This window comes from Streptomyces antarcticus (assembly GCF_026627255.1).
Classification (GTDB): Bacteria; Actinomycetota; Actinomycetes; order Streptomycetales; family Streptomycetaceae; genus Streptomyces; species Streptomyces antarcticus.
Genome location: NZ_JAPNLM010000005.1, coordinates 209,471 through 235,378 on the forward strand (window position 1 = coordinate 209,471; position 25,908 = coordinate 235,378).

Below are 25,908 nucleotides of genomic sequence, written 5' to 3' on the forward strand. Positions count from 1 at the left end.
GCTCCGGCCATGTCGGGGCCATCATTCACCGCACCCCGGCCCCGTCAGGGCCCAACTGTCCATTGCGGAGCATTTTTCCCGGCCCCCGCCGCGTCCGGCGGCCGGTACGGGGCAGTCCGGCCCGGAGGACACCCGCACCCGGCGTGCGCGTCCGGCGGCGTAAACCGGTGGTCGGCCCGTTCGGCGGAGCCGTAACATCCGTCCGTGAACGATGACGACTCGAACGACGTGGCCGGGACGGACCGGGTGCCGTGCTGGCGGGGGAGGGCGATCGTCCTCGCACCGCTCGACGCCGACGACGCCGAGCTGATGCAGACCTGGCGGTCCGACCCGGTGGCCGCCCACGAGATCGGCTTCTGGCCGCGGTCCCTCTCTTCCCTCCGCGAGCGCATGGAGCGGGACAGGGACGACCACGAGCGGGACGACTTCACGGTGCTGCTCCCCGACGGCACCCCGATCGGCCACATCGCCCTGGTCGGCCAGGACATGGTCGACGGCACGGCGTCGGTCCACCTGATGATGGACCCGCGGTACCGGGGGCAGAGCCACGGGACAGACGCCTTGGACGCGCTGGCCGACCTCGCTTTCGGCGAGCTGCCCATGCAGCGCATCGAGGCGATCACCCATACCGGCAACGCGGCGGCGCTGACCGTCCTGGCCAAGGCGGGATTCGTGCACGAGGGAGTGCGGCGCTCGGCCTGCCTGCACCGCGGACGCCGCCTGGACGTCGCCGTGCTGTCCCTGCTCCGCGCGGAGTGGGAGGTGCTGGACCGCCCGAGGTCGTGGGACCTCTGACCGCGCCGTCAGGGTTCCGCTCGCACCGGCGGGTCGGCGGTGCGGCGGGGTTCGGCGCGGATCCCCCGACCACCACGGTGATCAGGCAGAACGCGATGACGGTCTCCGCCCAGAGGAACGCGAGTAGTCGAGCAGGCAGCCGATGGGCGGGCTGCCGGGGGCGGTGTTGCGGAAGGCCGCGAGGGCGAACAGCGTGGCGGCCATCCAGCCCAGGGCGGGCCAGGTGAGCCCCTTGCGGCGGGTGACGAGGAACCATCCGCCGATGAGGACGGACACGGCGAGCGCCCACATCGCGATCATCATGAAGACCGCGAAGACGAGCACGCTGTTGGACCGGGTCAGCCTGATGTCGAGGACGGCGGCGCCGTCCTCCGCCGAGGCGTCCACGGCGGAGGAGAAGAGCACGTCGTTGTTGGAGAACAGGACGCGGACCGGCACCTTCTCCCCGCCGAGCACCGCGGTGAACTCGACGGCCGCCTCATAGGCGTCGAACGGATAGTCCGTGATGGAGCCGCCCGTCATCGCGACCGGCACGTCCAGGGTGGAGATGCGCTGGTGGGCCTTGAACGTCAGGTCGGCCCGGGTGGCCGTCGAGGTCTGGAGGGTGAGGTCCTCGGCGGGGGAGATCCCGCCGGCCTCGGCCAGCGTGGCGCGGGGCGTGACCTGGATGCGCAGGACCAGCTCCCGCCCGGCGGCGTCGACGCGCTGGACCGTCGCCTCGACGTCCACCCGGTCGGGATCGGACCGGCCCGCGGTGTACACCGTGTCCAGGGCCTGGCGTTCGCCGAACTGGAGCAGCCCCCGCGGCGACCGCCGCCACGATGGCCGGCAGGACCAGGCCGGGCAGCAGCGGGAGGCGACGCGCTGGGGTGGGGCGTCTGGACTGGGACACGGTGTGCTCCGGTTGCGTGCGGTTGCGTGCGGTTGCGTGCGGCTGCGTGCGGTCAGGCGGCGGGCTTGCCGGGCTGGTCGTGGGTGGCGCAGTGGATGCCGCCGCCGCCGGAGGCGATGGTGTCGATCCCGACGGGGACGACGTCCCGCTCGGGGAAGTGCTCCCGCAGGATGGAGCGGGCCTTGTCGTCGGCCTTGCGGTCACCGAACTTCGGCATGAAGACGGCGTCGTTGGCGACGTAGAAGTTGGCGTAGGTGGACACGAAGTCGTCACCCTCGCCGGTGATCCTGTTCAGGTCGGGCTGGGGGAGGTCGATGACCTCGAAACGCCGGCCGCGGGCATCCGTGGCCTTGGTCAGAACGGACTTCGCCTGGTCGGCGGAGCGCGACCACGAGTCCGGCGGGGTGCTGGGGTGCGCGCGGTCCAGCAGGATGACCCCGGGTTCGGTGAAGCGTACGAGGCCGTCGACGTGGGCGTCGGTGATGTCCTCGCCCCGCACGCCGGCCAGCCAGATCACCTTCTCGACGCCGAGGGTCTGCTTGAGCTCCTTCTCGATCGTGTCCCGGTTCTTGCCGCGGTTGCGGTTGTCGTTGACGATCGAGCTCTCGGTGATCAGCAGGGTGCCCTCGCCGTCGGGCTCGAAGGAGCCGCCCTCGGCGACCAGAGGGGCCTGGACGCGCGGGATCCCGTACTTCTGGAGCACGGCGCGGCCGACCGCCCCGTCGTTCTTGTGCTCCTGCTTGTTGCCCCAGCCGTTGAAGTTGAAGTCGACACCGAGGACCTTGCCGCCCTCCTCGACGAAGACGGGAACGGTGTCGCGCGCCCACATGTCGTCGACGGCCAGCGGGATGACCTCGACCTGGGAGCCGCAGGCCCGCTGGGCTGCGGCCACCTGGTCCGGGCGGGCCATCAGGACGACCGCCTCGTACTCTCCGACGGCCCGGGCGATGCGGGCGATGTCCTCGCGTACGTACCGCAGGTCCTCCGCCCAGACCGAGGTCAGCGCGGGCCAGGCCATGAAGGTGCGGGTGTGGCTCTCCCACTCGGCGCCCAGGCGGCGCTTGCCGGCCGCCGGCGCGGCGGGGGGCCCGGACGTGACGGCGGGCTCGGCGCCGTTCGCGGGGGCGCAGGCCGAAGCACCCGCGATGGCGGCGCCGATTCCGGCGATGGTGCGCAGGAGGGTCCGACGGGTGGGGGGCTGGAAGGACACGGGGGACTCCGATCGTGGGCTGGCGGAAGGGGTACTTCCGTCCAGGGCGGGCGCGGGAGTGTCACGCAGGCCGACAAAACGGGCCCTACGGACAAGAGTGCGTACGAGGTCACGGCGAGCCGCCTTCGGGAGATTCCTGACTGAAGTTTCAGTCAGGATGCGCGAAACGAAGGCGTCCGTCAAGGGACGAACTCAGGGGACGAACTCAAGGGCAGGACTTCAGGGACGAACCCATGGGGCGAACTCCGGGGACGAACTCTCGGGGTGGCCGGCTTCCCGTCAGCGCGGCCCGTTCCCGCCGGGCGGGCGGCGGTTCCGGTACCGGGCGCGCCACCGTGCGAGGAGTTCCCCGGGCGTGCGGGCCGACGGCGTGGGCTCGGCGGGCCACTCCTCCTGCCGGGTCAGCGGAACGTTCGGCATGAGGTAGCGCATGTATTCCGTCTCCAGCACGCACAGCGGGATCCCGCCCGGGTCGTCGGGGTGCTCGAGGCGGACCGTGAACGGCCGTGGCGGCTCGGTGGTGATCTCACCCCGCACAAGGGTGACCGCGGCGCGGCCGGTGCGGACCGAGGAGACGGCCTTCCCGTCCACGAGGACCTCGACGTGGTGGCGCGGCAGGTCGCACAGGACGGTGATCGAGTGCCCGTCCTGATCCAGGTGAAAGCGCTGATGGGCCGCCACGGCAGCCTCCCGGTTCGTTCCTGCCACCAGCGTACGGCGCACCCCCGGCCCCCGCCCGGGCCCTCCGGCGGAGAGGAACGCGTACGGCGAGCGCCCCGCGCGCGGCAGCACCGGGGCGGTCCGGCGGTTGGCCCCCGGGTCTGCGGGAGCGGGTGGGCCGTATGCGGCACAAGCTGGCCGTCATCGCCCAGGGCTCCTACTCCCGCGAGGCGCTCGCCGACCTCATCGAGATCCAGGACCGCACCGCCGAACGCGTCGCCAAGGCACCGGTGCTGAGCCCACTGGAGGCCTCCGACCGGGAGGACGAACTCGCCGACTGGCTGGACGGCCACGGCATCGCGGAGGGCTGGCGGATCGCGCCGACCTTCGTACAGGCCGGACTGGACACGGACTGGCTGGAGCAGGTCGCCGCGACCGTGGCCGAGGACATGCTGCCGGGGGCGATCGGCTGGCTCAACTACACGGTCGAGACCGAGCTGCTGATGGACGAGATCGACGACTCCACCACCCGCATCTCCCACCTCGTGGACGCCGCCAAGCAGTACTCACAGCTCGACCGCGCTCCGCACCGGGTCGTCGACGTCCACGAACTCCTCGACAGCACCCTGTTGATGCTGACCGGCAAGATCGGCCCCCGGATCCGCGTGGTCAAGGAGTACGACCGGACCCTCCCGGACGTGCCCGCCTACCCGGCGGAACTCAACCAGGTGTGGACCAACCTCATCGACAACGCCGTGTTCGCTCTTCGCAGCACCGGCCTCGACGGCACGCTGACGGTCCGCACGGCCCGGCAGGGCGACCGGCTGCTGGTGGAGTTCCGCGACACCGGACCCGGCGTCCCGGCGGACATCCGCAGCCGCATCTTCGATCCCTTCTTCACCACCAAACCGGTCGGCGAGGGCGCCGGCCTCGGCCTGGACATCTCCTGGCGGATCATCGTCAACAAGCACCACGGCAGTCTCCAGGTGGAGTCCGCGCCGGGCGACACCCGGTTCCAGGTACTGCTGCCCCTGACCGACCCGGAACCCGAGACCGGGCCCGGAACCGCCACTGAGGAGGAGCCCGTATGACCGGCACCAACGGAATCAACGGCACCGACGGAAACCAGGGAACCAACGGAATCGACCCGGGAGTCCCGCCCGCCGGAACGGGCTGCGCCGACTGCGACGCGGCGGGCGGCTGGTGGTTCCACCTGCGGCGCTGCGCCCAGTGCGGCCACATCGGATGCTGCGACTCCTCGCCCGGCCGGCACGCCACCGCCCACTGGAAGTCCACCGGCCACCCCTGGTGCATAGCTTCGAACCGGGCGAACCGTGGTTCTGGGACTACGCCGAGAGCGAGCTGTACGAGTCCGGTCCCAGGCTGGCGCCGCCCGCCGGGCATCCCGCGGACCGGCCGGCCCCGGGCCCGGCCGGCCGGGTCCCGGAGGACTGGAAGCGCCTGCTGCGGTAGGAGCGACCGCGACGGCCCCGGTGGGGCACCGCGCCACAGGGCGGATGCCGACTGTGTGGGGCGTACACATGGAAGCGGCGACCGCACGTCGCGCATGCTTCCGGCATGACACGCGGAATCAATCTCCCGTCCGGGGGGACACCGGCCGCCGGCCTGGCGGGCCGTACCGCCATGGTGACCGGCGCCGGCAGCGGCATCGGACGGGCCTGTGCCACGGCGCTCGCCGCCGCCGGAGCCCTCGTCCACGTGGTGGACGTCGATGCCCGGGCGGCCGCGGCCGCCGCCGAGGAGATCGGCGGCCGGGCACACGTCGTGGACCTCGCCCGGGCCGACCTCCTGGGGGAACTCCCCACCGAGGTCGACATCCTCGTCAACAACGCCGGACTCCAGCACGTGGCGCCGCTCGCCGAGTTCCCCCCGGAACAGTTCGAACTCATGCAACAGGTCATGGTCCGGGCACCGTTCCTCCTGATCCGCCGGGTACTGCCGCACATGAGCGCGCGGGGCTGGGGCCGGATCGTCAACATCTCCAGCGTGCACGGCCTGCGCGCCAGCGCGTTCAAGGCCGGATACGTGACCGCGAAGCACGCCCTCGAAGGGCTCAGCAAGGTCGCGGCCCTCGAAGGCGCGCCCCACGGAGTGACCAGCAACTGCATCAGCCCGGGCTACGTGCGCACCCCCCTCGTGGAGCGGCAGATCGCGGCGCAGGCCACCGCCCACCGCATCGACGCCGGGCAGGTGATCGGCGAAGTGCTGCTCGGCCGCTCCGCGGTCAAACGCCTCATCGAGCCGGAGGAGGTCGCGGCCGTCGCCGTATGGCTCTGCGGTCCGCACACCGGATACATCACCGGCGCCTCCCTTCCCGTGGACGGCGGCTGGACCGCCGCCTGACCGCCCCGGGGCCCGTCCCACGAAGGGCCCCGAGGCGCCACACCGTTCCGGTCAGAGACCGAACTCCTGCGGGGACAGACCAAGCGCCGCACACGCTTCCCGCAGGACCCGCTGCTCGTCCGGGGAGATGTATCCGTCCGCGCCGGCGATCACGAAGCCGGTCTGAACCACCGCCTTGGCCTCCACGGGCTTCTTCGCCGCCTTGGCGATCTCCTGCATGGCCTCGGTCTTCCCCTGCGCGGGGTTGAGGGCCAGCTGATCGGCGTGCTTGTTGAACCGCTGCCGCAGCTGGTCGGGCGGGAAGTTCCGCAGGACGTCGTTCTGCAGGATCAGCGACTCCACCTGCTGGCGCTCGGCCGCGTCGACCGTCCCGTCCGCGGCCGCGACCAGAGCGCACACGGCCATGGTGGCGTCCCGGTAGGCACCGCTCTTGAGTTCCGTCTTGAGCGTGCTGAGCTGAGACTTGAACACGTCCACCAGCTGCGCCTTCGATCCCCCGCCGGAACCGGCGCCCGGTTGCCCGTGCCCCCCGGAGCCCTGCGGCCGCTGTTGAAGGCGTCCCTTGGCCTGGTCCTTGATGCGGTCCCACATTGCCATCCGTGCCACCTCTTCGATCGCATGCCTGTCCGCGCGCTTGCCGCGCGGCCCCTTCGTCGTGCAACGCCCCGTCCGGTGTTCCCGGAAACCCACACGGACCACCGAAGGCGGCCGTGCGGGGGCGCACGTGACCGCTTTCCGGCGAAGTCCCGGATGGCGACCGGATTCACGCAGCCTTTTCGTTCCGGGCATTCCGGGATTTCCGGCGGGAACGCACCTTCCGTCCGATCGTGACGGCCAGAGCCACCACGACGAGAACCAAGATGACCTTCGAGAGGATACCCACGTACTGCCCCACTGTTTCCCATTGGTCCCCCAGCCAGTAGCCGGCCATGATGAGGATGAAATTCCAGATGGAACTGCCCAGTGCGGTGAGAAGCAGGAACAGTGGTATGGGCATCCGTTCGAGACCGGCCGGTACGCTGATGAGGCTGCGGAAAATGGGAATCATCCGGCCGAAGAACACGGCTTTCGTGCCGTGTTTGGCGAACCACTGCTCGGTCTTCTCCAGGTCGGACGTCTTGACCAGGGGCAGCCGGGCCCACAGGGAGTACATGCGTTCCCGGCCGAAGAGGTTGCCGATCCCGTAAAGGGCGAGGGCGCCGACCACCGAACCGGCGGTGGTCCAGAAGAGCGCGGAGTAGAGGCTGATCACTCCCTTCCCCGCGGCGAATCCCGTCAACGGCAGGATGACCTCGCTCGGCAAGGGCGGGAACAGGTTCTCCAGCGCGATGGCGAGTCCCGCTCCCGGGCCGCCCATCGTGTCGACGAGGTCCGCCGCCCAGCCCGCGATTCCGCCTGCGGGTTCCGCGGCCAATGGGAATTCCTTCATGTGTCTACTCCGGGCTCTGTGGGCTTCGGCCACGCTCTGTGGGCTCTTCGGCCACACGGCGGGGGCGTTGCGGCAGGGCTTCGATCGCCCCTGCATGGGCTTCGGCGGCTCAGATGTACGGCCCGTCGGCTCGAGCGGAGCGGGCGCGGGCGAGTTCCCCCCGCAGCGGCTGTCACCGGGTGACGCCGGGAACCGCGCCGCCGCCGCGCACGGCGTCCCCGCGCACCGGAACCGCTCGGGGCCGACGGCACATCCGCCGTGGCGTGAGGTGCCCACGGGCCGGGGCGGGAGCGCAGCCGGAGTGCGGGCTACGACGGGCACGGGCTACGGCGGGCACCGGCTGCGGCGCGATTCGGGCCACGGGTCACCCTGGCGTCAACCGGAAGGGAATCCGGTGCGCCGCTCAGCAGCGAAGGACCCGCACCAGGGAAGAAACGAGCGGGGTGGCGCAGCCGCGGGAATCCTGGCAGGGGGAATCCGGAGCGGACGCGTGGCAGCCCGGCGCAGAGGAGCTCATCGCTTCCTTGGAGGGCGGTGAAATCGTGGTGACTTCAGCGTCCTGACTGCGGTGGCGGAGCGCGACGTCCCCGTCCTCGAATTCGTCCGGAAGATCCAGCCCTGAGTTGTCCCACGCGGAATGGGCCTGGGAGGACGACGTCACGGCTGCTTCGGCCGACTGCGGCGTCGGGTTGAGGAATCCGAGAGTGAAGACGGAGACCACGAGAAAGACGGCGGCGTTGACACAGAGGGCCAGGGTCTTCCCGCAGCGCATTCTCCACGCCCCCCATTGCTGTTGGTGCCGCTCGGCGACTGAACCGCTCAACCACTCCGGGATTTCCCACCGGAGGGCTGCACTATAACAGCCGAAGATGAAGCGGCCCCGGAGCTCCCGTGCTCCGCGGCGGCCCGCCGGCAGAGCGCCGGTTACGCCGCCCGGCCGGAGCGAACCCGTTCCGGTTGTGTGGTGGTCGGGCACATCGGAGTGGAGGTGATTGTGAGGACCGGCCACATGTACCGGTGACCTGCGGACTTCTACGTTGTGGCGACAACGTCGTCCCCGCAGACCCCGGAAGTGGTGCACATGGTCACCCCAGCAACGGATACGCAGGCCCCGTCCGGCATCCGGAGAATCATCGCAGCGAGCCTCATCGGCACCACCATCGAGTGGTATGACTTCTTCCTCTACGGATCCGCCGCCGCACTGGTCTTCAACAAGCTGTTCTTCCCCAGCAGCGAACCGCTGGTCGGCACCCTGCTCGCGTTCCTGACCTACGCGATCGGGTTCGCGGCCCGCCCGCTGGGCGGCCTGGTCTTCGGCCACTACGGGGACAAGATCGGCCGGAAGAAGCTCCTTGTTCTCAGCCTGTTCCTCATGGGCGGCGCCACCTTCGCCATGGGCCTGCTCCCGACCCACGCGAGCATCGGCGTCGGCGCACCGGTCCTGTTGACCCTGCTGCGCCTGGTCCAGGGCTTCGCGCTCGGCGGCGAATGGGGCGGCGCGGTCCTGCTGGTCTCGGAGCACGGGGACGACAAGAACCGCGGTTTCTGGGCCTCCTGGCCCCAGGCCGGCGCACCCGGCGGCAACCTGCTGGCCACCGGCGTCCTCGCGCTGCTGGCCGCCGTGCAGTCCGAGGAGGCGTTCCTCGCCTGGGGCTGGCGGATCCCGTTCCTGCTCTCCGGTGTGCTGGTCGTGATCGGTCTGTGGATCCGGGTGTCGGTCTCCGAGTCCCCGGTCTTCCTCGAGGCCCGGGCGAAAGCCGCCGAACAGGCGGCCGCCGCGGGCGTCAAGGAGAAGCTGCCGATCGCCGAGGTGTTCCGGTCGCACTGGCGGGCCGTGCTCACCGCGATCGGGACCCGCCTCGGGGAGAACATCTCGTACTACATCATCACCGCGTTCCTGCTCGTCTACGTCACGACCCACCTGGGGCTGTCCAAGAGCCAGGGGCTGAACGCCGCGCTCATCGGTTCCGCCGTCCACTTCGTCACCATCCCGGCATGGGGCGCGCTGTCCGACCGCATCGGCCGCCGCCCGGTCACCCTGATCGGCTCGGTCGGCATGACCGGCTGGGCGTTCGTGTTCTTCACGATGCTGGACACCAAGTCCTTCCCGGTGATCGCCGCTGCCGTCACCATCGGACTCGTCCTCCACGGCGCGATGTACGGACCGCAGGCCGCCTTCATCTCCGAGATGTTCGACACCAGGGTCCGCTACTCGGGCGCCTCGATGGGATCCCAGCTCGCCTCCATCATCGGCGGCGCGCTCGCCCCGATCGTCGCCGTCGCCCTGCTCGACCGCTACGGCTCGTCCCTTCCGATCTCCCTCTACCTCGCCGCGGCGACGCTCGTCACCACCCTGACCGTCCTGGTGGCCAGGGAGACCCGCGGGCGTAGCCTGGCCCAGGAGCACGAGCCGGCCGCCACGACGGTCCCCGGCGGCCGCCGGCCCGCGCACGAATCGATCCCGGCCGACAGGTGAGCTCCGGCCGCCCGCCGCGCCCCGCCCGCCGTATCCCGCAGGCAGCGGCGGGCTTCCCGAGCCACGGAGAGCGCCCATGCCCACCACCGTGAAGAACTCCGGCACCGGCCCGGCCTGGACCGCCCTGCGGCAGCTGCTGGACCTGCTGGAGCAGGGCGCGCCGCCCGAGGACTTCGCGCGGGCGGCCGAGGCGGCCCGGGACGCCGCGGCGGGCGGGCCGGAGGCCGCCGCGATCGTCGAGGCCACCCAGGTGGCGCTGCGCGTACGGCGTACGCTCGGCCAGCACCGGCGCCGCGAGGTCGAACTCGCGGCGCTCTTCGACACCGCCGGCGACCTGGCGGCGCTCAGGGACCTGGACGCCGTACTGCGGGCGATCACGCACCGGGCCAAGCTGCTCCTCGGCACGGACGTCACGTACCTGTCCCTCAACGACGAGGAGGCGGGCGACACGTACATGCGGGTGACCGACGGCTGCGTCTCGGCGGCGTTCCAGCGGGTGCGACTGGGGATGGGGGAGGGGCTGGGCGGACTCGTCGCCGAGTCGGCCCGCCCCTACACCACCGGCGACTACGGCGAAGACCCGCGCTTCAAGCACACCGAGACGATCGACGCCGCCGTCACGGAGGAAGGGCTGCGGGCGATCCTCGGCGTACCGCTGCGCCTGGGGACCCGGGTGATCGGCGTCCTGTACGCCGCGGACCGCACCGCCCGCGCCTTCGCGCCCGACGAGGTCGCCCTGCTCTCCTCGCTGGCCGACCACGCCGCCATCGCCATCGACAGTGCCCGGCTGCTCGACGAGACCCGCACGGCGCTGGTCGACCTCAACGAGGCCTCGCGGACCATCGAGGCGCACAGCGATGCCATGCGGCGGGCCGCGGACGCCCATGACCGGCTGACGGACCTCGTCCTGCGCGGAGGGGACATCGCGGAGGTCGCGACCGCCATCGGCGCCGTCCTCCAGGGCGGGACCCTCATCCACGACGCGGACGGCGCCGAACTCGCCCGGGCGGGCGCGGAGCCCCAGCTCCCGCCGGCGCGGGCCGTCGCCGCCTCCCGGGCCGGCGGACGGGCCGTGCCCGTGAACGGAACCTGGGTGTGCGCCGTCCTGGCCGGGCCCGAACTCCTCGGCAGCATCGCCCTGACCGGCCGCGCCGACCTCGGTGAGGCGGACCGCCGCCTCTTCGAGCGCGCCAGCGTCGTCACCGCCCTGCTCCTGCTGCAGCGCCGCTCCGTCGCCGAGGCCGAGGACCGCGTACGCGGCGAACTCCTCGGGGACCTGCTCGCGGGGGCGGCGGAACCCACCAGCCTGGCCGCCCGGGCCCGCCGGCTCAGGGTCAACCTCGACCACTTGCACGCGGTGTTCGTCCTGCGCGCCGAGACCGTGCCCCGTCGGCGGCTGCTGGCCGCGGCCGCCCGTTCCGTACGGATCCGCAAGGGACTCGCCGGGCAGCATCTCGACGAGGTGGTGCTGGTCGCCCCGTCCGAGACCCCCGGCGCCGACGCCCGCACCCTCGCGGACGAGCTGGGTCAGGCGGTGGCCGCACCGGTCACCGTCGGCGCCGCGGGGCCGGTGACGGGCGCCGCGGGCTTCGCCGACGCCCACGCGGAAGCCCGCCGCTGCCTGGGAGCCCTGCTCGCCCTGGGCCGCGGCGGCACCGGGGCCGCGCCGGCCGAACTGGGCTTCCTCGGCGTACTGCTCGGAGACCGGACGGACCTGGGCGGCTACGTCGAGCAGACCCTGGGCCCCGTGATCGAGTACGACGCGAAACGCGGCACCGATCTTCTTCATACCCTCCAGGCGTACTTCTCCGCGGGCATGAGCCAGTCCAAGGCGAAGGACGCGCTGCACGTTCACATCAACACCGTGGTGCAGCGCCTGGACCGCGTCGGACAACTCCTCGGCCGCGACTGGCAGTCACCGGAACGGGTGCTGGAGATCCAGCTCGCCCTGCGCATCGCCCGGGTCGCGGCGGCCGGCGGGACCGGAACGGGCAAGGGGTGAGCCTACCTCCGGCGGTGTGATCGACTCCCTTGACGCGGAAGGTGGTTAGGATCCATATTATCTCCATGGACGCACATGAATCCTCGTTCGAGGAGGCCCCGACGCTGGATCAGGCCAGGCGCCAGATCCGGCACTACGGTCTCGATTCCGACCCGCAGGCCGTACTGGTCGCGGTGCGGCTGATGGCCGCCGGGGCCCGGCTCGGCCAGGCGAGCGAGGTCCACTTCTCCCGGTTCGGCCTGTCCACCGGCCGCTACCGCCTCCTCGCGGACCTCGAGGACAGCGAGGGTGAGAAGTCCCCCTCGCTCCTGGCCGCCAGCCTCGGCGTCTCCCGTGCGACGGTCACCGGGCTCATCGACTCCCTCGAGAGGGACGGGCTGGTCCTGCGGCGGCCGTCCGCGCGGGACGGGCGCGCCTCGGTGGTCGTCCTGACCGCGCGCGGCGCGCAGAAGCTGCGCGACCTAGCCCCCGACCACTTCCGCCGCCTCCAGGCGATGGTGGCCGGCCTCAGCGTCGAGGAGCGGACCGTCTTCCTCGATCTGCTCTCGCGCGTCACCCGGGGCATCGGCGCGCTGACCGAGCGGTAGCCGGCGCGGCGCGCCGTGCCCGCCGGTGCGTGCCCTCGTCCTCGCGTGGCACGCGTGCCGCTCCTCGCACTCGCACGTGAGGTGGGGGAGGGTCGTTTCGCATGTCCATATAGTTAGGTTCCTAATTACAAGCCGAGGAGAGATCTCCGTGGGTACACGAAGAAACGCCCCGAACGTCGAGGAGCGTCCACCGGCACGCTTCGTCCTCTGGCGCGAGGTGCTGGTTGCCTACGCGGCCCCCGCCCTCACCGCCGGTGCCGGGGGCCTGGCCTCGGGCCGGCAGGACCTGACCGTTGCCGCCCTCACCTCCATCGCGGGCACTTCGGCCCTCGTCGCCGCCCTCACCGGTGCCCGGCTCCGGCGCGCGGGCATCCGTCCTCGCCGGGCCGCCTCCCTGCCGAAGGCCGTACTGGCGGCGGGCGCGGGGCTGATGGCGGCAGCCGTCGCGGCCGGGGCCGCGCACCTCGCCGTCAGGGGCCTGACGGTGTGGCCGGCTCCGTTCCCGTCCGGCTCGCCGTGGCCCGGACGCCTCCGGCTGGACGTTCCGCTCTCCGCCGCGCTCGCCGCCGCCATCACCACCTGGCGCTGGCGCGGAGCCACCCGCGGCGTGCGCTGATCCGCGCTGCCTTGCCGCCGCGCCGCCGCAACCGCCGTCTGCCGCACCCGCAGTCCACCGCACCCGCCATCCACCGCACCGCCACGGAAGGACACCGAATGATCGTCGTCATGGGAGCCACCGGAGCCACCGGAAGCGCACTCCTGCACCGCCTGACCGAACTCGGCGGACCCGTCCGGGCGTTGAGCCGCGATCCCGACCGGCTCCGGGCCCGGCTCGGCAGCGCCGCCCTCGCGCGGACCGAGGTCCTGGCCGCCGACGCCGCCGATCCCGCGTCCCTGCGGGCCGCCTTCACCGGCGCGAACCGGCTCTTCCTCACCATGGCCAACGGCCCCGCCCAGGTCACCCTGGAGACCAACGCGATCGCGGCGGCCGGCGACAGCGGCATCGGGCACATCGTCAAGCTCTCCGCCCCCGGCGCCGGCCCCGGCTCTCCCGTGGCCGTCGCCCGCGGGCACCACACCGTCGAGGAGGCCCTCCGGAGCTCGGGGGTCACGCGTACCGTCCTGCGCCCCTACGCGTTCATGCAGAAGCTGCTCCTCCTCGCGCCCGGGGTGGCCGCGGGCGGCGTCGTCCACGGCGCCATGGGGGACGCGGCCTGCAACTACATCGACTGCCGCGACATCGCCGACGTGGCGGCCGCCGCTCTGACCCGGCCCGAGATCGCCGGGTACACCTACACCCTCACCGGCGGACGGACGTACTCCCACCCCGAACTCGTCGGCCTGCTCGGCACCTTGCTGCGGCGCGAGGTGCGGTACGTCGCCCTGACCGGTGCGGAACTGCACCGCCACCTCGTCTCCACCGCCCGCATGCCCGACTGGCTCGCCGCCCATGTGGTGGAGATCCAGCAGATGGCCACCACCCACCCCGAAGAGCCCGACGACACCGTCTCCCGGATACTCGGGCGGCCGCCCCGCACCCTCGAGGCCTTCCTCCGCGAGCACCTCGGCGCTTTCCGGAGCGACGGGGCGCGGCCGGAGGGGACCCGGCCTCCCCGCTGACCCCCCTCATCGTGGACGGAGCCGTCGTGGTCGAACCCGCCTGACGCGACGGGGAACGCCTCACCGGGTGAGGCGTTCCCGCGTCCTGCGGGCCGTACGGCTCCGCCCGGCCCCTCGGATGGGCGGAGCCGTACGGCCCGGCCCGCACACGCGCGGGCCTGCCGGTACGGGAGGTACCGGCAGGCCCGCGCGCTCGTGTGGTCCGTACCGCCTGCCACCGGGCCGGAGCCGGGGCTCCCGCCCGGGCTCGGACCTGATGGTGGCGTGGGGTCCTAGAAGGTGAGGTTCCAGGCGTCGATCTTGCCGGTGTCTCCGTTGGCGTTGTCGTTGACGCGGAGCTTCCAGGTGCCGTTGGCGGCTTCGGTGGAGGCGTTGACGGTGTAGGTCTGGCTGATGTTGTCGGCGCTGCCGCCGGTGCGGTTGTGGAGCGTGTAGACGCTGCCGTCAGGGGCGACGAGGTCGACCTTCAGGTCGCCGGTGTAGGTGTGCGCGATGGTGACGCCGGCCTTGAGGGTGGCGGGGGCGTTGCCGGTGACACCCGTGACGGTGATGGGGCTTTCGACGGTGGTGTTGTCGCCGATCGCCACGTCGGTGGTGTTCTGGAAGGTCGGGGTGGTGGGAGTGGTGGCGACGGCGTTGACCGTAGCGGTGGCGTCGGCGAGGCCGGTGCCGCAGCCGCCGGTGCAGGTTCCGGCCAGCGGGCGGGCGTTGGTCTTGATCGCCGACTCGATCTGGGCGGGGGTCAGGGTGGGCTTGGCCGCGACGAGGAGGGCGGCGAGGCCCGCGACGTGGGGGGCGGCCATGCTGGTGCCCTGGTAGGGCTTGTAGTTCTCGGCGCCGGGGGTGGTGGTGCCGGCGTTGAGGGTGGAGAGGATGCCGTTCTCGGGGGTGGTGACGGTGCCGGGGGTGTCGGTGGCCCGGCGGGTCTCACCGCCCGGGGCGGCGACGTCGATGATGCTGCCGTAGTTGGAGTAGAAGGAACGGTCGCCGGTGCGGTTGCTGGCGGCGACGTTGATGACGTTGTTGCAGCTGGCGGGGGAGAACCCGGCGGCGTCCGCGTTGCTGTTGCCGGCGGCGACGACGACGGTCGTGCCACGCCCCACGGCGGCGTTGATGGCGTTCTGGTAGCTGGTGCCGCAGGCGCCGGAGCCACCGAGGCTCATGTTGATGACCTTGGCCGGGGTGGCGTTGGCGGGGACACCGGGGACGGTGCCGCCGGAGGCCCAGGTGATGGCGTCGACGATGTCGGAGGTCGCGCCGCCGCACTTGCCCAGGACGCGGACGGGCTGGATGCGGGCGTTGTACGCGATGCCGGCGATGCCCTTGCTGTTGCCGGTGGCGGCGGCGATGGTGCCGGCGACGTGGGTGCCGTGCCAGGAGGAGTCGCTGGCCTTGGAGGTGGCGCTGCACTCTCCGGCGGCGCTCCAGTCGCCCTGGTCGGCCGGGTTGTTGTCGCGGCCGTTGCCGTCGCGGGCGGCGGTGGAGCTGGTGATGAAGTCGTAGCCGGCGACGGTGTTGGCGGCGAGGTCGCTGTGGGCGACGGAGCCGGTGTCGATGACGGCGACGGTGACGCCGCTGCCGGTGGTCTTGTCCCAGGCGGCGGGGACGTTCATGCCGGCGGTGGGTTCGAACAGGTCCCACTGCTTGGCGTAGTCGGTGTCGTCGGGGGTGGCGGCGAGGGCGTAGGCGCGGGAGTCGGGTTCGACGTAGGCGACGTCGGGGTCCGCGCGGAACTGGGCGATGACGTCGGCGGCGTCGGCGGGGGCGACGGCCTGGCCGAGGTTCACGAGGGCGGCTCCGGTGCCCAGACGGCGGTCGAACTTCGCCTTCTTGCCGGCCTTCTTGCTCTTGGCGGCCGCGTCGTCGGCGGCGGCGGTGTTGGAACTGGCTTCGCTGGCGGAGGCCTTGTACCCGACGATGAGGTTCTCCACCGGAGCCGCGGCCGCGGCACCGGCACCGGCCGGGGCCGGGGCGGGGAAGTCCGCGGCGACGGCCACGGAAGCGGTGGCGGTGCCGGCGAGGAGCGTGACGGAGATCGCCACGACGGATATGAGCCTGCGTCTCGTTGCGTGCACGGTGTTCCCTTTCGCGGGCCGCTTCCGGGCAGGCCGGAGCGGCCGGTCGGTGCATGTGGGAGGTGTACGGCAGCGGCGGGACCGGGGTGGGGTGGTCGGTCCGGTCCCGGTCGCCGCCGTGTGCCGTGTTGTCCCGTCCGCCCGCCCGGTGGGCGTCGCACGGCGGCAGGGACGAGGGCGGTACCGGTGTTCCCCCGGGTCGGTGCGGCTTCACGTCCATGTGGGGTGACGTGTGGGCCGCGGGCCCCGGGGAAGATCGCCGGTGGGCAGACAGTAGGCAACACGGAGATGAACCCGATACAGGGAAAACCCTTGTCCGCCCCCTGCCACCCCCTCGGCGAGGCCCCGCCCCGCCGTCCGGGCGGCTTCCGCGCCACCCTCCGCGTCCTTTTGCCGCGTCGTCTTCCACGACGCTTTCCGCGGCCCGGAGGCCGATGATCCGCCCCGTGAACGCACCGGGGCACCCCGACGGCCCCTGGTCGGGCCGCCGCCGTACCCTCCAGGTGCACAGGCGCGCGCCGGGACCGCACTCTGGTCGCCGAGGCCCTGCGCGCCCGGTACGGGAGGTTCACCGCCGAGGAAGTGCAGTGGCGCAAGGCGCGAGGCGCGAGGCGTAAGGCGCGGGCCGGGCGGCGAGGGCCGGCCCCGGTGGGCCCGCGGAGTCGGCTGACCGGCGCACCTGTTGCCCGGTGACGGAGCGCGTGCCGGGCACCGGGCGGCACATGACCTCCGCACCCGCGCGCTGGGGGCCGATGGGTATCGTGAGGCGTCCGGGCTCCCGTACGCGGGGAAGTCAACGCCCGTCGTACCAACGGAGGGTGTTCTGTGGAGGGGTCCTTGAACGGGTCACGTGCCGGCGACGTTCCCACTGCCGCGACCGTATGCGTCATCGGTGCGGGCCTGGCGGGCCTGGCGACCGCACACGCCCTGTCGGCCAGGGGAATCGACTTCGTCTGCCTGGAGAAAGCGCCGGACGTCGGGGGGATCTGGCGGCAGCCGGGGGCGGGCGAACGGGGTCCGGCCTATCGGTCGTTGCACCTGAACAGCGCCAAACAGCTCACCGGCTACGCCGACTTCCCGATGGCGGCCGAACTGCCCCTCTATCCCCGTCACAGCGACGTCGCCGCCTACCTGCGGTCCTTCGCCGAGTGGGCCGGGCTGTTGCCCCGCATCGAACTGCGCACCGAGGTGCTCTCCGTACGGCAGGACGCCGACGGCGCCTGGACGGTCACCAGCCGGGACGCGCGCGGAACCGAGTCCGTGCGGCGCTTCGAGCGGGTCGTCGTCGCCTCGGGCCACAACACCGAGGCGTCGCTCCCGAGTACGCTGCCGCCGGGCTCCGACTCCTTCACCGGACGGATCCTCCACTCGATGGACTACCACGACGGCAGCGACTTCGCCGGGCAGCGGGTCGTCGTCGTGGGGATGGGGGCCTCGGGGGTGGACATCGCCGCCGACTTGTCCCGGCACGCCGCGCGGACCCTGCTGTCCGTCCGCCGGGGTCTGCACGTCGTGCCCAAGCAGCTCTTCGGCATGTCCGTGGACCTGATCGCCGACGCGCCGTGGTGGAACGAGATGTCCTTCCCCGACCAGCGCCGCTTCGTGGAGCAGGCGCTGCTCGTGGCCCGGGGCAGGCTGTCCGGCTACGGCCTGCCCGAGCCCGACCACCCCGTCTTCTCCTCGGCCGTGACCATCTCGGACGAGATCCTCAGCCGGATACGGCACGGCGGGGTGGTCCCGCGCCCCGCGATCGACTCCCTGGACGGCGGCCGGGTGCGCTTCACCGACGGAACCGCGGCCGACGTGGACGCGATCGTCTACTGCACCGGATTCCGCATGGCGTTCCCCTTCCTGCCCGCCGGGTGTCCGGCGGGCCCGCGGAAGGCGGTCGAGCTCTACCGGCGCGTGGTCGCGCCCGACCGGAGCGGCCTGTACTTCGTCGGTCTGATCCGTCCCGTGGGCTCGATCACGCGTCTGGTGGAAGCGCAGTCCCGGTGGGTGGCGCGGATCGTCGACGGCGACGTCGCCCTGCCGTCGGCGGACGTCATGCGCGAGGAGATCGGCGCCTACCTGAGCCGCGTCGAGGAGCGCTACGGGCGGACCGAGGGGGCCTCCATCCAGGTGGACGTCGGACCGTACCTGCGGGAGCTCCGGGAGCTGCAGGACGCGTAGCGGCTGCCGGGAAGCCTCAGCGGACGGCTTCGATCCGCGTGGACGCCGCGGCGACCGGCGGCTTGACCCGGTACGCCTCCGAGGAGATGTACGCGGTCACCCGCGCCGGTCGCCCCTGCTGGTGGGCGAGCCCCAGGTAGGCGATGAGCCCCACGCCGTCGTGCAGGCGCCGGGACGTGACGGCGGACAGCGACCGGACCAGCGGGGCGGCGTCCATGCCGTGCCGGCCGAGCACGGCCACCGCGCGGTCGAGGGCCTCGCCGTCGTGCGGGGCGTAGTCGCGGACCGGGACGTACAGGGTGAAGCCGCTGGGGAGGCCGGTCGCCGTCTCGGTGAAGGCGTGGCAGGACTGGACGGGCCGCCGGCCGAGCCGGGGGTCCGGCCCGTCCCCCGCCGCGAGGGCGCCGCCGTCGGTGTCGTGCCCGGCCGCCATGCCGAAGAACCTGCTGACCTCGGCTGCCGAACCGGCACCGGGGCCGGCGGCCACGCGGGACAGCCCGGCCGCCTCCGGGGCCGACAGGTCGTGGTGCGCGAGATAGACCTTCACCCGGGGTTCTTCCCAGGCGCCCAGGTCCAGGGCGAAGAACAGGTGACGATCGCCCTCCGGGAGCGCCGCGAACGCCTGCCGGTGGCCGAGCCGGTGCAGGGCCTCCCGCACCGTCGCGGCGGCACGATCCCGTCCGGACGCCGCCGGGTTCAGGTACACCTTGACCTTCGGGACCCCGCCGGGGAGCAGCTCCAGCGCGCACCACAGTGCCAGCGGGCCCTCGGGGTCCGGCGGGAAGAACAGGTCCTCCAGTTCGTCCAGCCGTGTGGTGTCGAACCCCCACCGCCGGGCCAGTTCGTGGATGACCCGCAGGCCGGTGCGGCCGTTCTGCTCCAGGCTGCCGGCGCCGAACCCCGGCTCCAGCAACACCCGCAGGGTCGGAGCCGCGTTCGCCACGAAGGAGAGCGAGAACTCCACCGGCGTGTGGTCGTCGGAGAGGAAGGAGCGCTCGGGGGGCGGCAGGTCCAGCGGCCGTTCACCGGCGGGGCCGAGCACCGCGAGAAGCGTCCGTGCGTAGTCCGCGCAGTCGGCGCCGCTCAACCCCGCGGCCTCGCACAGCCGCAGCATCTGTCTCGCCGCATGTCCGCCCAGTGTCTCCACGTCGGGCGGTTTCGGGCCGTTCTGCCGGGACCCCGTCGCCGGAGCCGGGGCTCCCGCCGCGGTCCGGAGCGCCCAAGAAGATACCCGCCTGGAGGGGCGGGTATCGAAGGGGCCGAGGTCGGCGGGGTGTTGCATGACAGTGGCGTCGTCGGACATGTGGTCCACGACACCTCCTTTCGCCTCGTGAGCAGGATGGAACAACGCGGTGCTCACTACCCTCGAGGCGAAACGTTCATGCTGTGGTGGGGGAGTTGACGGGAGTTGCGTAGATCACTTTGTGAGCCAGGTGAGGAACTGGCTCCACATCCCCGACCGTTCGCGCCGGCCGCCCGTCTCGGAAGGTCCCGGAGCCTCCGTGTGCGGGGCCGCGGAGGTCCCGGGCCGCGGACCGACCGCGGTGAACCGTACGGGCAGCGTGGCGAGTCCCCGGTTGAAGGGGCCCGGGCGCCAGACGAGACTGTCCTCCGGTACGGCGAGTTCGACGTCGGGGAGCCGATTGAGCAGGTTCTCGATGGCGGTCACCGTGATCTGCCGGGCGGGCTCCTTCGACGGGCAGGCGTGCGGGCCCGCGCTCCACGCCAGGTGGGCGCGGTTGCTGCCGGCCTGACGTGCGGCCGTCAGCGCCGGCCCAGTGTTGGCCGCCGCGAAACTGACCAGGACGAGGTCGCCCGCCCGCAGCTTCTGCCCCGCGAACTCCATGTCGGCCGCCGGGTAGTGCGCCGCGAGGTTCTGCATCGGCGGGTTCTCCCACAGTGTGTCGTCGATCGCCTCGTCGATCAGACCGCCTTTGTGGGCGTAGGCGTCGTGCGTGAGCAGCCGGTGCAGGGTGTTGCCGATGAGGTTGCGCAGTGGTTCGTTGCCCGCCACCAGGAGCAGAGCGAGCTGATGGACCATCTCCTCGTCGGTCAACTTCGCCTGGTGCTGCATCAGCCACGAGGTGACGTCGTCGCCCGGCCTCGCACGCTTGAGGGCGACCAGCTCGCCCACGGCCCCGAACAGCACCTCGATCGCCCGCTCCGCGTTGACGCCGTCGAACATGCCGGTGGCCCCGAACAGCACGCGGTCGCCGATGTCGGCGGGGCAGCCGAACAGTTCGTTGAACACGAACAGCGGCAGCTGCTTGGCGTAGTCGGCGAGGAGGTCGGCCGAGCCGCGCGAACCGAACTGCGAGATGAGGTAGTTGGAGACCTGCGCCGTGCTGTGGCTCAGCCTGCGCGTGTCGACGCGGGCCATGCTGTCCGTGACCGCCTGCCGCAGCCTCAGGTGCTCGGGGCCGTCGCTGAACATGCAGTTGGGCCGGTACGCCAGCACGGGCACGGCCGGATTGTCCGGGCTGATCCGGCCCTCGTCGAGGTCCCGCCAGCGGCGCGCGTCCTTGCGGAACGACCCCGAGTCCTGGAGGAGTTGCAGCGCCGTCGAGTAGTCGGTGACGAGCGTGGCCTCCACCCCCGGGGCGAGCTCCACGGGCGCGGTGGGGCCGTAGTGACGCATGTAGGCGTAGTACGCCTGCGGATCGGCCGCGAACCCCGGTCCGTGCAACGGCACCCGTCCGCCGCTGTTGTGGGCCGGGCACCCGGGCGGGGGCACGGGGGCGGTGTGTTGAGCGTCCATGTCTGTTCCTAGCGAGAGCGGTCCAGCAAATAGCGGACAAGGGTGATCAGCGCGTCCGCGGACGACTTGGGGTCGCGCGCGTCGCAGGTGACGACCGGGGTGTCGTCGAGCAGGTCCAGGGCCTCGCGCAGCGCCCCTTCCTCCCGGATCGGCGTGCCGTCGAAGCGGTTGACGGCGATCGCGTAGTCCAGGCCGTACTGCTCGATCAGGTCGATCACGGCGAACGAGTCCGCCAGCCGCTCCGGATCCACCAGCACCAGCGCGCCGAGCGCGCCGCGCGCCATGTCCTCCCACATCTGGACGAAACGCAGCTGGCCGGGCGTTCCGAACAGGTAGAGGACCACGCGGTCGCTGATGGTCAGCCGGCCGAAGTCCATGGCCACCGTGGTGGTGGTCTTGCTCCGGACGCCCTTGAGGTCGTCGAACGACTCGCCGGCGCGCGTCATCGTCTCCTCGGTGGACAGCGGAGGGATCTCCGATATCGCCCCGATGAGGGTGGTCTTGCCGACGGCGAAGTGACCGACGACGAGGATCTTCACGGCGGTCTGCGTCGCTCCGCCGCGAACGTACGCCTGCTCAGCCAAACTTGGTGCGGAGCCCATTCAGTACCTCCTCGAGAATGTGCCGGTCCGTGAGCGGGGCCCGCTGCACGGGAGGACGGGTGATGAGGTAGCCGCCCTCCGTGAGAGCGGACAGCAGGATCTTCACCACGCCCATGGGCAGCCGGGTGTGCCCCGCGATCTCGGCGACCGAGAGGAAACCGGCGGTGCACAGGTCCAGCAGGCCCTGCTCCTCCGGGGACAGCTGGGTCGGACGCTGCAACTGGTCGCCGGCCGCGGTGACCAGGGTGATCAGGGACAGCTGTTCCTCGTTGGGCAGGCCGCGGCCCTTGGTGATGACGTACGGACGCACTAATTCCGCGGTCTCGGGCTCCAGCTCGTCGAAGCCGTTCATGAGCGGACGCCGAGGTTCTCGCGCGGCGGTGTCGTCAGGGCCTTGCCCAGCTGGCCGACGAGCTGCTGCATGCGGAAGGTGATGTCCTGCATGTCGACGTCAGGTGAGGCCGAGACTCCGAGATACGCGCCCTCCCCGGCGGATATCAGGAAGACCCAGCCGCCGTCGAACTCGACGAGCGTCTGGCGCCACTGCAAGTGGCCGCTCTCGATGAAGAATCCGAGCGAGCGGCTGAGCGACTGCACACCGCTCATCGCGGCGGCGACCGTGTCCGCACCGTCCTTGTCGAAGTCCTTGGTCCGGGCCATCAGCAGACCGTCGGCGGAGACCAGGACCGCGTGCAGCGCCCCGGGTATCTCCAGGGCGCTGTCCAGCATCCATGACAGATCGTTGTTCACGAGACCTCATGTCCTTCGCTGCTCGCATCACGTGTGCTGCTCGACGGGTTCGCCGAGTCCGGGCGGGTGGCCCGTCCGATCTCCGTACCCCGTTGGAAGGCGCCCATGATCGCTGCGGCTTCCGCGTCCGAGCGGGTCGCCGCGGGTGTGGCCGACGCGCTGCCGGGCACGATCGCCATCGGCCGCTTGCGGCTGCGCCGGGGCAGGCCGTCGACGGTCGAGGACGCCGTCATCGCGGACTGGGGGCCGCCCTGGTCCCCCGCCGAGGCGGGGACCGCCGGCGCGGGGGCCTTCTTCACCGGCATGGCGGTGAGCAGTTCGTGCGGCAGCAGGAGGACGGCACGGACCCCTCCGTAGGGTGAATTGGAGTCCACGGACACCTCGAAGCCGAAGCGCTCGCAGAGCACGCCGATCACCGCGAAGCCGAACTGCGGGGGGCTGCCCAGGCCTGAAACGCCGGACACCCGTTCACTCGACAGGAGCTTTTCGGCCTTGGCCCGCTCCTCGTCGTTCATGCTGACACCGGCGTCGTCGACGACGATGCAGATGCCCTTGGGCACGGTACGGATGTTGATCTCGACCACGGTGTCCGGGCTGGAATAGCTGGTGGCGTTGTCGAGCAGCTCGGCGAGAGCCAGCGCCACGGGTTCGACGGCCCGATTGGTGATGCCGAAGTCGACCTGCGACAGGATCTCCACGCGCCGGAAGTGGCGGATCCGGCCCTGCGCGCTGCGGACGACGTCATAGACCGACGCGACCTCGCGTTGTCGCCCCAGCCAGCCGTCACACAGGACGGCGATCGACTGGGCGCGCCGCCCGAACTGCGAGTTCGTGTGGTCGATCTCCAGGAGGTCCTGGAGGATGACCGACTCGCCGTATTTGGTCTGCAGGCCGGAGATGACCGACTGCTGCTCCGCGGCAAGACCCTGGAGCGTCCGCATCGCGGACTTGAGGACCGATTTCGTCGCGTCCTGCGCCTGCTCCTTCTCGGACTCGACGGATTTCGAGAAACTGTTCTCCAGCTGGGTGTAGTGGGCTTTTATCTCTTCGATCTCACGCCGAAAGGCCCGCGCTGCCCTGCGCTGGCGAACAATGACGGAGACCGCTCCGAGGACGGCGACGAGAAGGGCCCAGATTACTGGGTTCTGTATGTAAGACGTCATAAGACTCTCTTCAGGCGACTGACGGCCAGTTGCTGCATTCCGTCAATGCGGGTGGACCGGCGGACCATCCGTACCGGGGGCACCGCCCGGATGGTCGCCGTGGTCGGAGATGTCGTCGTAAGTCCATCCGCCGCTCCGCAAGTGCGATGATCGTATCATCGGGCCTGCGGAGGTGACCGACCGTCAATGAGGGCCTCCGCGGTGGGTATTGGCCCGATCCCGGCGGCTTCGCCGGTATGCGGTGACGTACGGGGAGCCCCGCGCGACCCGGTGGGTCCGCCCGCCGCCGACGTGTCCGTAAATGCCGGTCCGCGGCTTTCGCGGGGCGTTCGCCACGGGCCGGACGCCTCCGCGCCGCTTCCCATTCGGGCGCCCTTGTCCGGCCCGTGGGACGACCGGGGCACCGGGCCGCGGAAGCTCCGGGCGGGCGGCCCGGCGCAATGGGTTCCCCGGCATTCATCGGATGGCTTGGAATTGCTCTCGATTATCGGGACGGATACCCGCGGTCCTGGGCTACCCGCGGTCCTGGGCTACCCGCGGTCCGCGGCGCCCGCGGGCCCGCCGCGCCGGCGCTGCGCCGTACGGGGGCTCTCCTGCCCCGGGAAGGTTTCACCCGGTCCGATGGCGGCTAGGCGCTGCACATGGTGAGAATCGGGTACACGATGATGACCGAGCAGGCCGGCCCGCGCGAGCTGGTCTCCCACGTGGTGGGGGCGGAGCGGGCGGGGTTCGACTTCTCCGTGATCTCCGACCACTCCTTCCCCTGGCTGGAGTCGCAGGGACACGCGCCGTACGCGTGGAGCGTTCTCGGCGCGGCCGCGCAGGCGACCTCACGGATCCCCCTCATGACGTACGTGACCTGCCCGACCTTCCGCTACCACCCGGCGGTCGTCGCGCAGAAGGCGGCCACGGTGCAGATCCTGTCCGAGGGCCGGTTCCGGCTGGGTCTCGGCTCGGGGGAGCGGCTGAACGAGCACGTCACCGGCGCCGGATGGCCCGCCGCCCACGTGCGCCTGGACATGCTGAAGGAAGCCGCCGGCATCATCCGGCGGATGTTCACCGGTGAGTACGTGAGCCATCACGGAGCGCACTTCGACGTCGAGAACGCCAGACTGTGGGACCTCCCCGACGAGCTGCCCCCGATCGGGATCGCGGTGTCCGGTCCCCGCTCCTGCGAGATCGCGGGCCGGTACGGCGACCTCGTGATCGCCACCGAGCCGAAGCCGGAGCTGCTGGAGCGGTTCGACGCGCACGGCGGCGCGGGCAAACCGCGCGTCGGCCAGCTCCCCGTCTGCTACGACACCGACCGCGATGCCGCGGTGGCCCGCGCCCACGACCAGTTCCGCTGGTCGCTCGGCGGCTGGAAGGTCAACGCCGAACTCCCCGGCCCGGCGTCCTTCGACCAGGCCGCGCGGTACACCCGGCCGCAGGACGTCGCCGAGGCCATCCCGTGCGGCGACGACGTGGACACCTTCGTCGACGCCGTACGCCCCTACGCGCAGGCGGGTTTCACCGAGGTCGCGCTCGTCCAGATCGGCGGCGACCACCAGGAGCCCTTCCTGGAATGGGCCGAGGCCAAGCTGCTGCCCGCCCTGCGGAACCTGTGAGGTGGCCGCCGCCATGAACCGCGCCGCGCTCTTCGACGTCGACGGAACCCTCACGGACACCAACCACCTCCACGTCACCTCCTGGTGGGAAGCCCTGCGCCAGGCGGGACACCGGGTGCCCATGCACGCCGTCCACCGGGCCATCGGCCTGCCCGGCGCGGACCTCCTCGACCACCTCCTGGGCGAGGACCGCGACCACTCCGGCGACGACCGCGTCAGCGCCGCCCACGACACCCTGTACGCCACGTACTTCGACCGGCTCACCGCCTTCGGCTCTGCCGCCGACGTCCTGCGCGAACTGGCCGAGACCGGATGGAAGGTCCTGCTCGTCACCTCGGCCAAGGACCGGGAACTCGAGGCCCTGCGCAAGGCCCTCGGCGCGGACGACGCCATCACCGACACCGCGACCTCCGACGACGTCGAGCGGGGCAAGCCCGCACCCGACCCGGTCCTGCACGCCCTCGAACTGGCGGGGGTGCCGACCGGGCGCGCGGTCTTCGTCGGGGACTCCGTCTGGGACATGGAGGCGGCCACCCGGGCCGGAGTGACCGGCGTCGGCCTGCTGTGCGGCGGCATCCCCCGGGACGACCTGACACGGGCGGGGGCGGCCGCCGTCTACCGCGACCCGGCCGACCTCCTGGCCCGCCTCGGCGACAGCCCCTTCTCCCGGGTGCCGGCCACCGGAACCGGCCCGGGGCGGGCAGGCCGTCCGGCCGGGGGTGATCATGACGCATCCGGGTAGCCGC

Annotated in this window: 22 protein-coding genes and 2 pseudogenes; 12 read left to right on the top strand and 12 right to left on the bottom strand. The window is 71.8% G+C overall.

Annotated elements, in window-relative coordinates:
* Window positions 1-204 precede the first annotated feature (204 nt).
* Window positions 205-795 (top strand): GNAT family N-acetyltransferase, encoded by a 591-nt coding sequence (locus OTB16_RS10860; RefSeq protein ID WP_267719823.1) that lies wholly within the window; start codon window positions 205-207, stop codon window positions 793-795.
* Between the two features lie 81 nt (window positions 796-876).
* Here OTB16_RS10860 and OTB16_RS10865 read toward each other — a convergent pair whose 3' ends face one another.
* The 3 genes from OTB16_RS10865 to OTB16_RS10875 all read right to left on the bottom strand — a co-directional run bounded on the left by OTB16_RS10865 (window position 877) and on the right by OTB16_RS10875 (window position 3,578).
* Entirely contained in the window at window positions 877-1,557 is a 681-nt protein-coding gene (locus OTB16_RS10865; protein WP_324290797.1) for a DUF4436 family protein, read from the bottom strand.
* Window positions 1,558-1,739: 182 nt separating this feature from the next.
* The gene (locus tag OTB16_RS10870; RefSeq protein WP_267719824.1) at window positions 1,740-2,897 is read right to left on the bottom strand and encodes an agmatine deiminase family protein; all 1,158 of its coding nucleotides are present in this window, start codon (window positions 2,895-2,897) and stop codon (window positions 1,740-1,742) included.
* A gap of 279 nt (window positions 2,898-3,176) precedes the next feature.
* Window positions 3,177-3,578, bottom strand: a complete 402-nt coding sequence (locus tag OTB16_RS10875; protein ID WP_267719826.1) for a hypothetical protein — start codon at window positions 3,576-3,578, stop codon at window positions 3,177-3,179.
* 140 nt (window positions 3,579-3,718) lie between these two features.
* On the opposite strand from OTB16_RS10875, the pseudogene OTB16_RS10880 reads away from it, so the two are divergent.
* The 3 genes and pseudogenes from OTB16_RS10880 to OTB16_RS10890 all read left to right on the top strand — a co-directional run.
* Window positions 3,719-4,648, top strand: a pseudogene (locus OTB16_RS10880) (sensor histidine kinase); the annotation flags it as partial.
* Window positions 4,645-5,030 (top strand): annotated as a pseudogene (locus tag OTB16_RS10885) (UBP-type zinc finger domain-containing protein). The pseudogenes OTB16_RS10880 and OTB16_RS10885, both read left to right, overlap by 4 nt.
* A gap of 105 nt (window positions 5,031-5,135) precedes the next feature.
* Window positions 5,136-5,921 (top strand): 3-hydroxybutyrate dehydrogenase, encoded by a 786-nt coding sequence (locus tag OTB16_RS10890; RefSeq protein ID WP_267719827.1) that lies wholly within the window; start codon window positions 5,136-5,138, stop codon window positions 5,919-5,921.
* A 51-nt stretch (window positions 5,922-5,972) separates the two neighbouring features.
* Here OTB16_RS10890 and OTB16_RS10895 read toward each other — a convergent pair whose 3' ends face one another.
* Window positions 5,973-6,518 (bottom strand): tellurite resistance TerB family protein, encoded by a 546-nt coding sequence (locus OTB16_RS10895; RefSeq protein WP_267719828.1) that lies wholly within the window; start codon window positions 6,516-6,518, stop codon window positions 5,973-5,975.
* A gap of 166 nt (window positions 6,519-6,684) precedes the next feature.
* Window positions 6,685-7,350 carry a DedA family protein gene (locus OTB16_RS10900; protein ID WP_267719829.1) on the bottom strand — a complete coding sequence of 222 codons (666 nt, stop codon included), beginning with the start codon at window positions 7,348-7,350 and terminating at the stop codon, window positions 6,685-6,687.
* A gap of 1,081 nt (window positions 7,351-8,431) precedes the next feature.
* Between OTB16_RS10900 and OTB16_RS10905 the strand changes: the two genes are divergently transcribed.
* The 5 genes from OTB16_RS10905 to OTB16_RS10925 all read left to right on the top strand — a co-directional run bounded on the left by OTB16_RS10905 (window position 8,432) and on the right by OTB16_RS10925 (window position 14,035).
* Window positions 8,432-9,826 (top strand): MFS transporter, encoded by a 1,395-nt coding sequence (locus OTB16_RS10905; RefSeq protein WP_267719830.1) that lies wholly within the window; start codon window positions 8,432-8,434, stop codon window positions 9,824-9,826.
* Window positions 9,827-9,902: 76 nt separating this feature from the next.
* Window positions 9,903-11,828 (top strand): helix-turn-helix domain-containing protein, encoded by a 1,926-nt coding sequence (locus OTB16_RS10910; protein ID WP_267719831.1) that lies wholly within the window; start codon window positions 9,903-9,905, stop codon window positions 11,826-11,828.
* Window positions 11,829-11,893: 65 nt separating this feature from the next.
* Complete coding sequence (locus OTB16_RS10915) at window positions 11,894-12,415, top strand: MarR family winged helix-turn-helix transcriptional regulator (RefSeq protein ID WP_267719832.1); 522 nt, start codon at window positions 11,894-11,896, stop codon at window positions 12,413-12,415.
* A 148-nt stretch (window positions 12,416-12,563) separates the two neighbouring features.
* On the top strand, window positions 12,564-13,031 hold the full coding sequence (locus tag OTB16_RS10920) for a hypothetical protein (protein ID WP_267719834.1): 468 nt from the start codon (window positions 12,564-12,566) through the stop codon (window positions 13,029-13,031).
* 98 nt (window positions 13,032-13,129) lie between these two features.
* Window positions 13,130-14,035, top strand: coding sequence for an NmrA family NAD(P)-binding protein (locus OTB16_RS10925; RefSeq protein ID WP_267719835.1), 906 nt, complete (start codon window positions 13,130-13,132; stop codon window positions 14,033-14,035).
* A 272-nt stretch (window positions 14,036-14,307) separates the two neighbouring features.
* Here OTB16_RS10925 and OTB16_RS10930 read toward each other — a convergent pair whose 3' ends face one another.
* On the bottom strand, window positions 14,308-16,110 hold the full coding sequence (locus OTB16_RS10930; RefSeq protein WP_267719836.1) for a S8 family peptidase: 1,803 nt from the start codon (window positions 16,108-16,110) through the stop codon (window positions 14,308-14,310).
* Window positions 16,111-16,947: 837 nt separating this feature from the next.
* On the opposite strand from OTB16_RS10930, the gene OTB16_RS10935 reads away from it, so the two are divergent.
* Entirely contained in the window at window positions 16,948-18,282 is a 1,335-nt protein-coding gene (locus OTB16_RS10935; protein ID WP_267719837.1) for a flavin-containing monooxygenase, read from the top strand.
* Between the two features lie 16 nt (window positions 18,283-18,298).
* On the opposite strand, the gene OTB16_RS10940 is transcribed toward OTB16_RS10935, so the two are convergent.
* The 6 genes from OTB16_RS10940 to OTB16_RS10965 all read right to left on the bottom strand — a co-directional run bounded on the left by OTB16_RS10940 (window position 18,299) and on the right by OTB16_RS10965 (window position 23,555).
* Window positions 18,299-19,429: a tryptophan dimethylallyltransferase family protein gene (locus OTB16_RS10940; RefSeq protein WP_267719838.1), complete on the bottom strand. Its 1,131-nt coding sequence runs from the start codon at window positions 19,427-19,429 to the stop codon at window positions 18,299-18,301.
* Between the two features lie 270 nt (window positions 19,430-19,699).
* Window positions 19,700-21,040, bottom strand: a complete 1,341-nt coding sequence (locus OTB16_RS10945) for a cytochrome P450 (protein ID WP_267719839.1) — start codon at window positions 21,038-21,040, stop codon at window positions 19,700-19,702.
* A gap of 8 nt (window positions 21,041-21,048) precedes the next feature.
* Complete coding sequence (locus tag OTB16_RS10950; RefSeq protein WP_267719840.1) at window positions 21,049-21,642, bottom strand: GTP-binding protein; 594 nt, start codon at window positions 21,640-21,642, stop codon at window positions 21,049-21,051.
* Entirely contained in the window at window positions 21,617-21,994 is a 378-nt protein-coding gene (locus OTB16_RS10955) for a DUF742 domain-containing protein (protein WP_267719841.1), read from the bottom strand. The genes OTB16_RS10950 and OTB16_RS10955 overlap by 26 nt, the downstream gene beginning before the upstream one ends.
* Window positions 21,991-22,392, bottom strand: a complete 402-nt coding sequence (locus OTB16_RS10960; protein ID WP_267719842.1) for a roadblock/LC7 domain-containing protein — start codon at window positions 22,390-22,392, stop codon at window positions 21,991-21,993. The genes OTB16_RS10955 and OTB16_RS10960 overlap by 4 nt, the downstream gene beginning before the upstream one ends.
* On the bottom strand, window positions 22,389-23,555 hold the full coding sequence (locus OTB16_RS10965; protein WP_267719843.1) for an ATP-binding protein: 1,167 nt from the start codon (window positions 23,553-23,555) through the stop codon (window positions 22,389-22,391). Before OTB16_RS10965 ends, OTB16_RS10960 begins: the two co-directional genes overlap by 4 nt.
* Window positions 23,556-24,196: 641 nt before the next feature.
* On the opposite strand from OTB16_RS10965, the gene OTB16_RS10970 reads away from it, so the two are divergent.
* Window positions 24,197-25,162, top strand: coding sequence for an LLM class F420-dependent oxidoreductase (locus OTB16_RS10970; protein WP_267719844.1), 966 nt, complete (start codon window positions 24,197-24,199; stop codon window positions 25,160-25,162).
* 13 nt (window positions 25,163-25,175) lie between these two features.
* Entirely contained in the window at window positions 25,176-25,904 is a 729-nt protein-coding gene (locus OTB16_RS10975) for an HAD family hydrolase (protein WP_267719846.1), read from the top strand.
* The last annotated feature ends 4 nt before the right edge of the window (window positions 25,905-25,908 follow it).

Bases quoted from the DNA above. Each gene is read 5' to 3' on its own strand.
- OTB16_RS10890 (WP_267719827.1), top strand. From the start codon at position 5,136: ATGACACGCGGAATCAATCTCCCGTCCGGGGGGACACCGGCCGCCGGC.
- OTB16_RS10915 (WP_267719832.1), top strand. From the start codon at position 11,894: ATGGACGCACATGAATCCTCGTTCGAGGAGGCCCCGACGCTGGATCAG.
- OTB16_RS10925 (WP_267719835.1), top strand. From the start codon at position 13,130: ATGATCGTCGTCATGGGAGCCACCGGAGCCACCGGAAGCGCACTCCTG.
- OTB16_RS10900 (WP_267719829.1), bottom strand. From the start codon at position 7,350: ATGAAGGAATTCCCATTGGCCGCGGAACCCGCAGGCGGAATCGCGGGC.
- OTB16_RS10895 (WP_267719828.1), bottom strand. From the start codon at position 6,518: ATGGCAATGTGGGACCGCATCAAGGACCAGGCCAAGGGACGCCTTCAA.
- OTB16_RS10945 (WP_267719839.1), bottom strand. From the start codon at position 21,040: ATGGACGCTCAACACACCGCCCCCGTGCCCCCGCCCGGGTGCCCGGCC.
- OTB16_RS10965 (WP_267719843.1), bottom strand. From the start codon at position 23,555: ATGACGTCTTACATACAGAACCCAGTAATCTGGGCCCTTCTCGTCGCC.
- OTB16_RS10905 (WP_267719830.1), top strand. From the start codon at position 8,432: ATGGTCACCCCAGCAACGGATACGCAGGCCCCGTCCGGCATCCGGAGA.
- OTB16_RS10975 (WP_267719846.1), top strand. From the start codon at position 25,176: ATGAACCGCGCCGCGCTCTTCGACGTCGACGGAACCCTCACGGACACC.
- OTB16_RS10970 (WP_267719844.1), top strand. From the start codon at position 24,197: ATGGTGAGAATCGGGTACACGATGATGACCGAGCAGGCCGGCCCGCGC.
- OTB16_RS10950 (WP_267719840.1), bottom strand. From the start codon at position 21,642: ATGGGCTCCGCACCAAGTTTGGCTGAGCAGGCGTACGTTCGCGGCGGA.
- OTB16_RS10910 (WP_267719831.1), top strand. From the start codon at position 9,903: ATGCCCACCACCGTGAAGAACTCCGGCACCGGCCCGGCCTGGACCGCC.
- OTB16_RS10955 (WP_267719841.1), bottom strand. From the start codon at position 21,994: ATGAACGGCTTCGACGAGCTGGAGCCCGAGACCGCGGAATTAGTGCGT.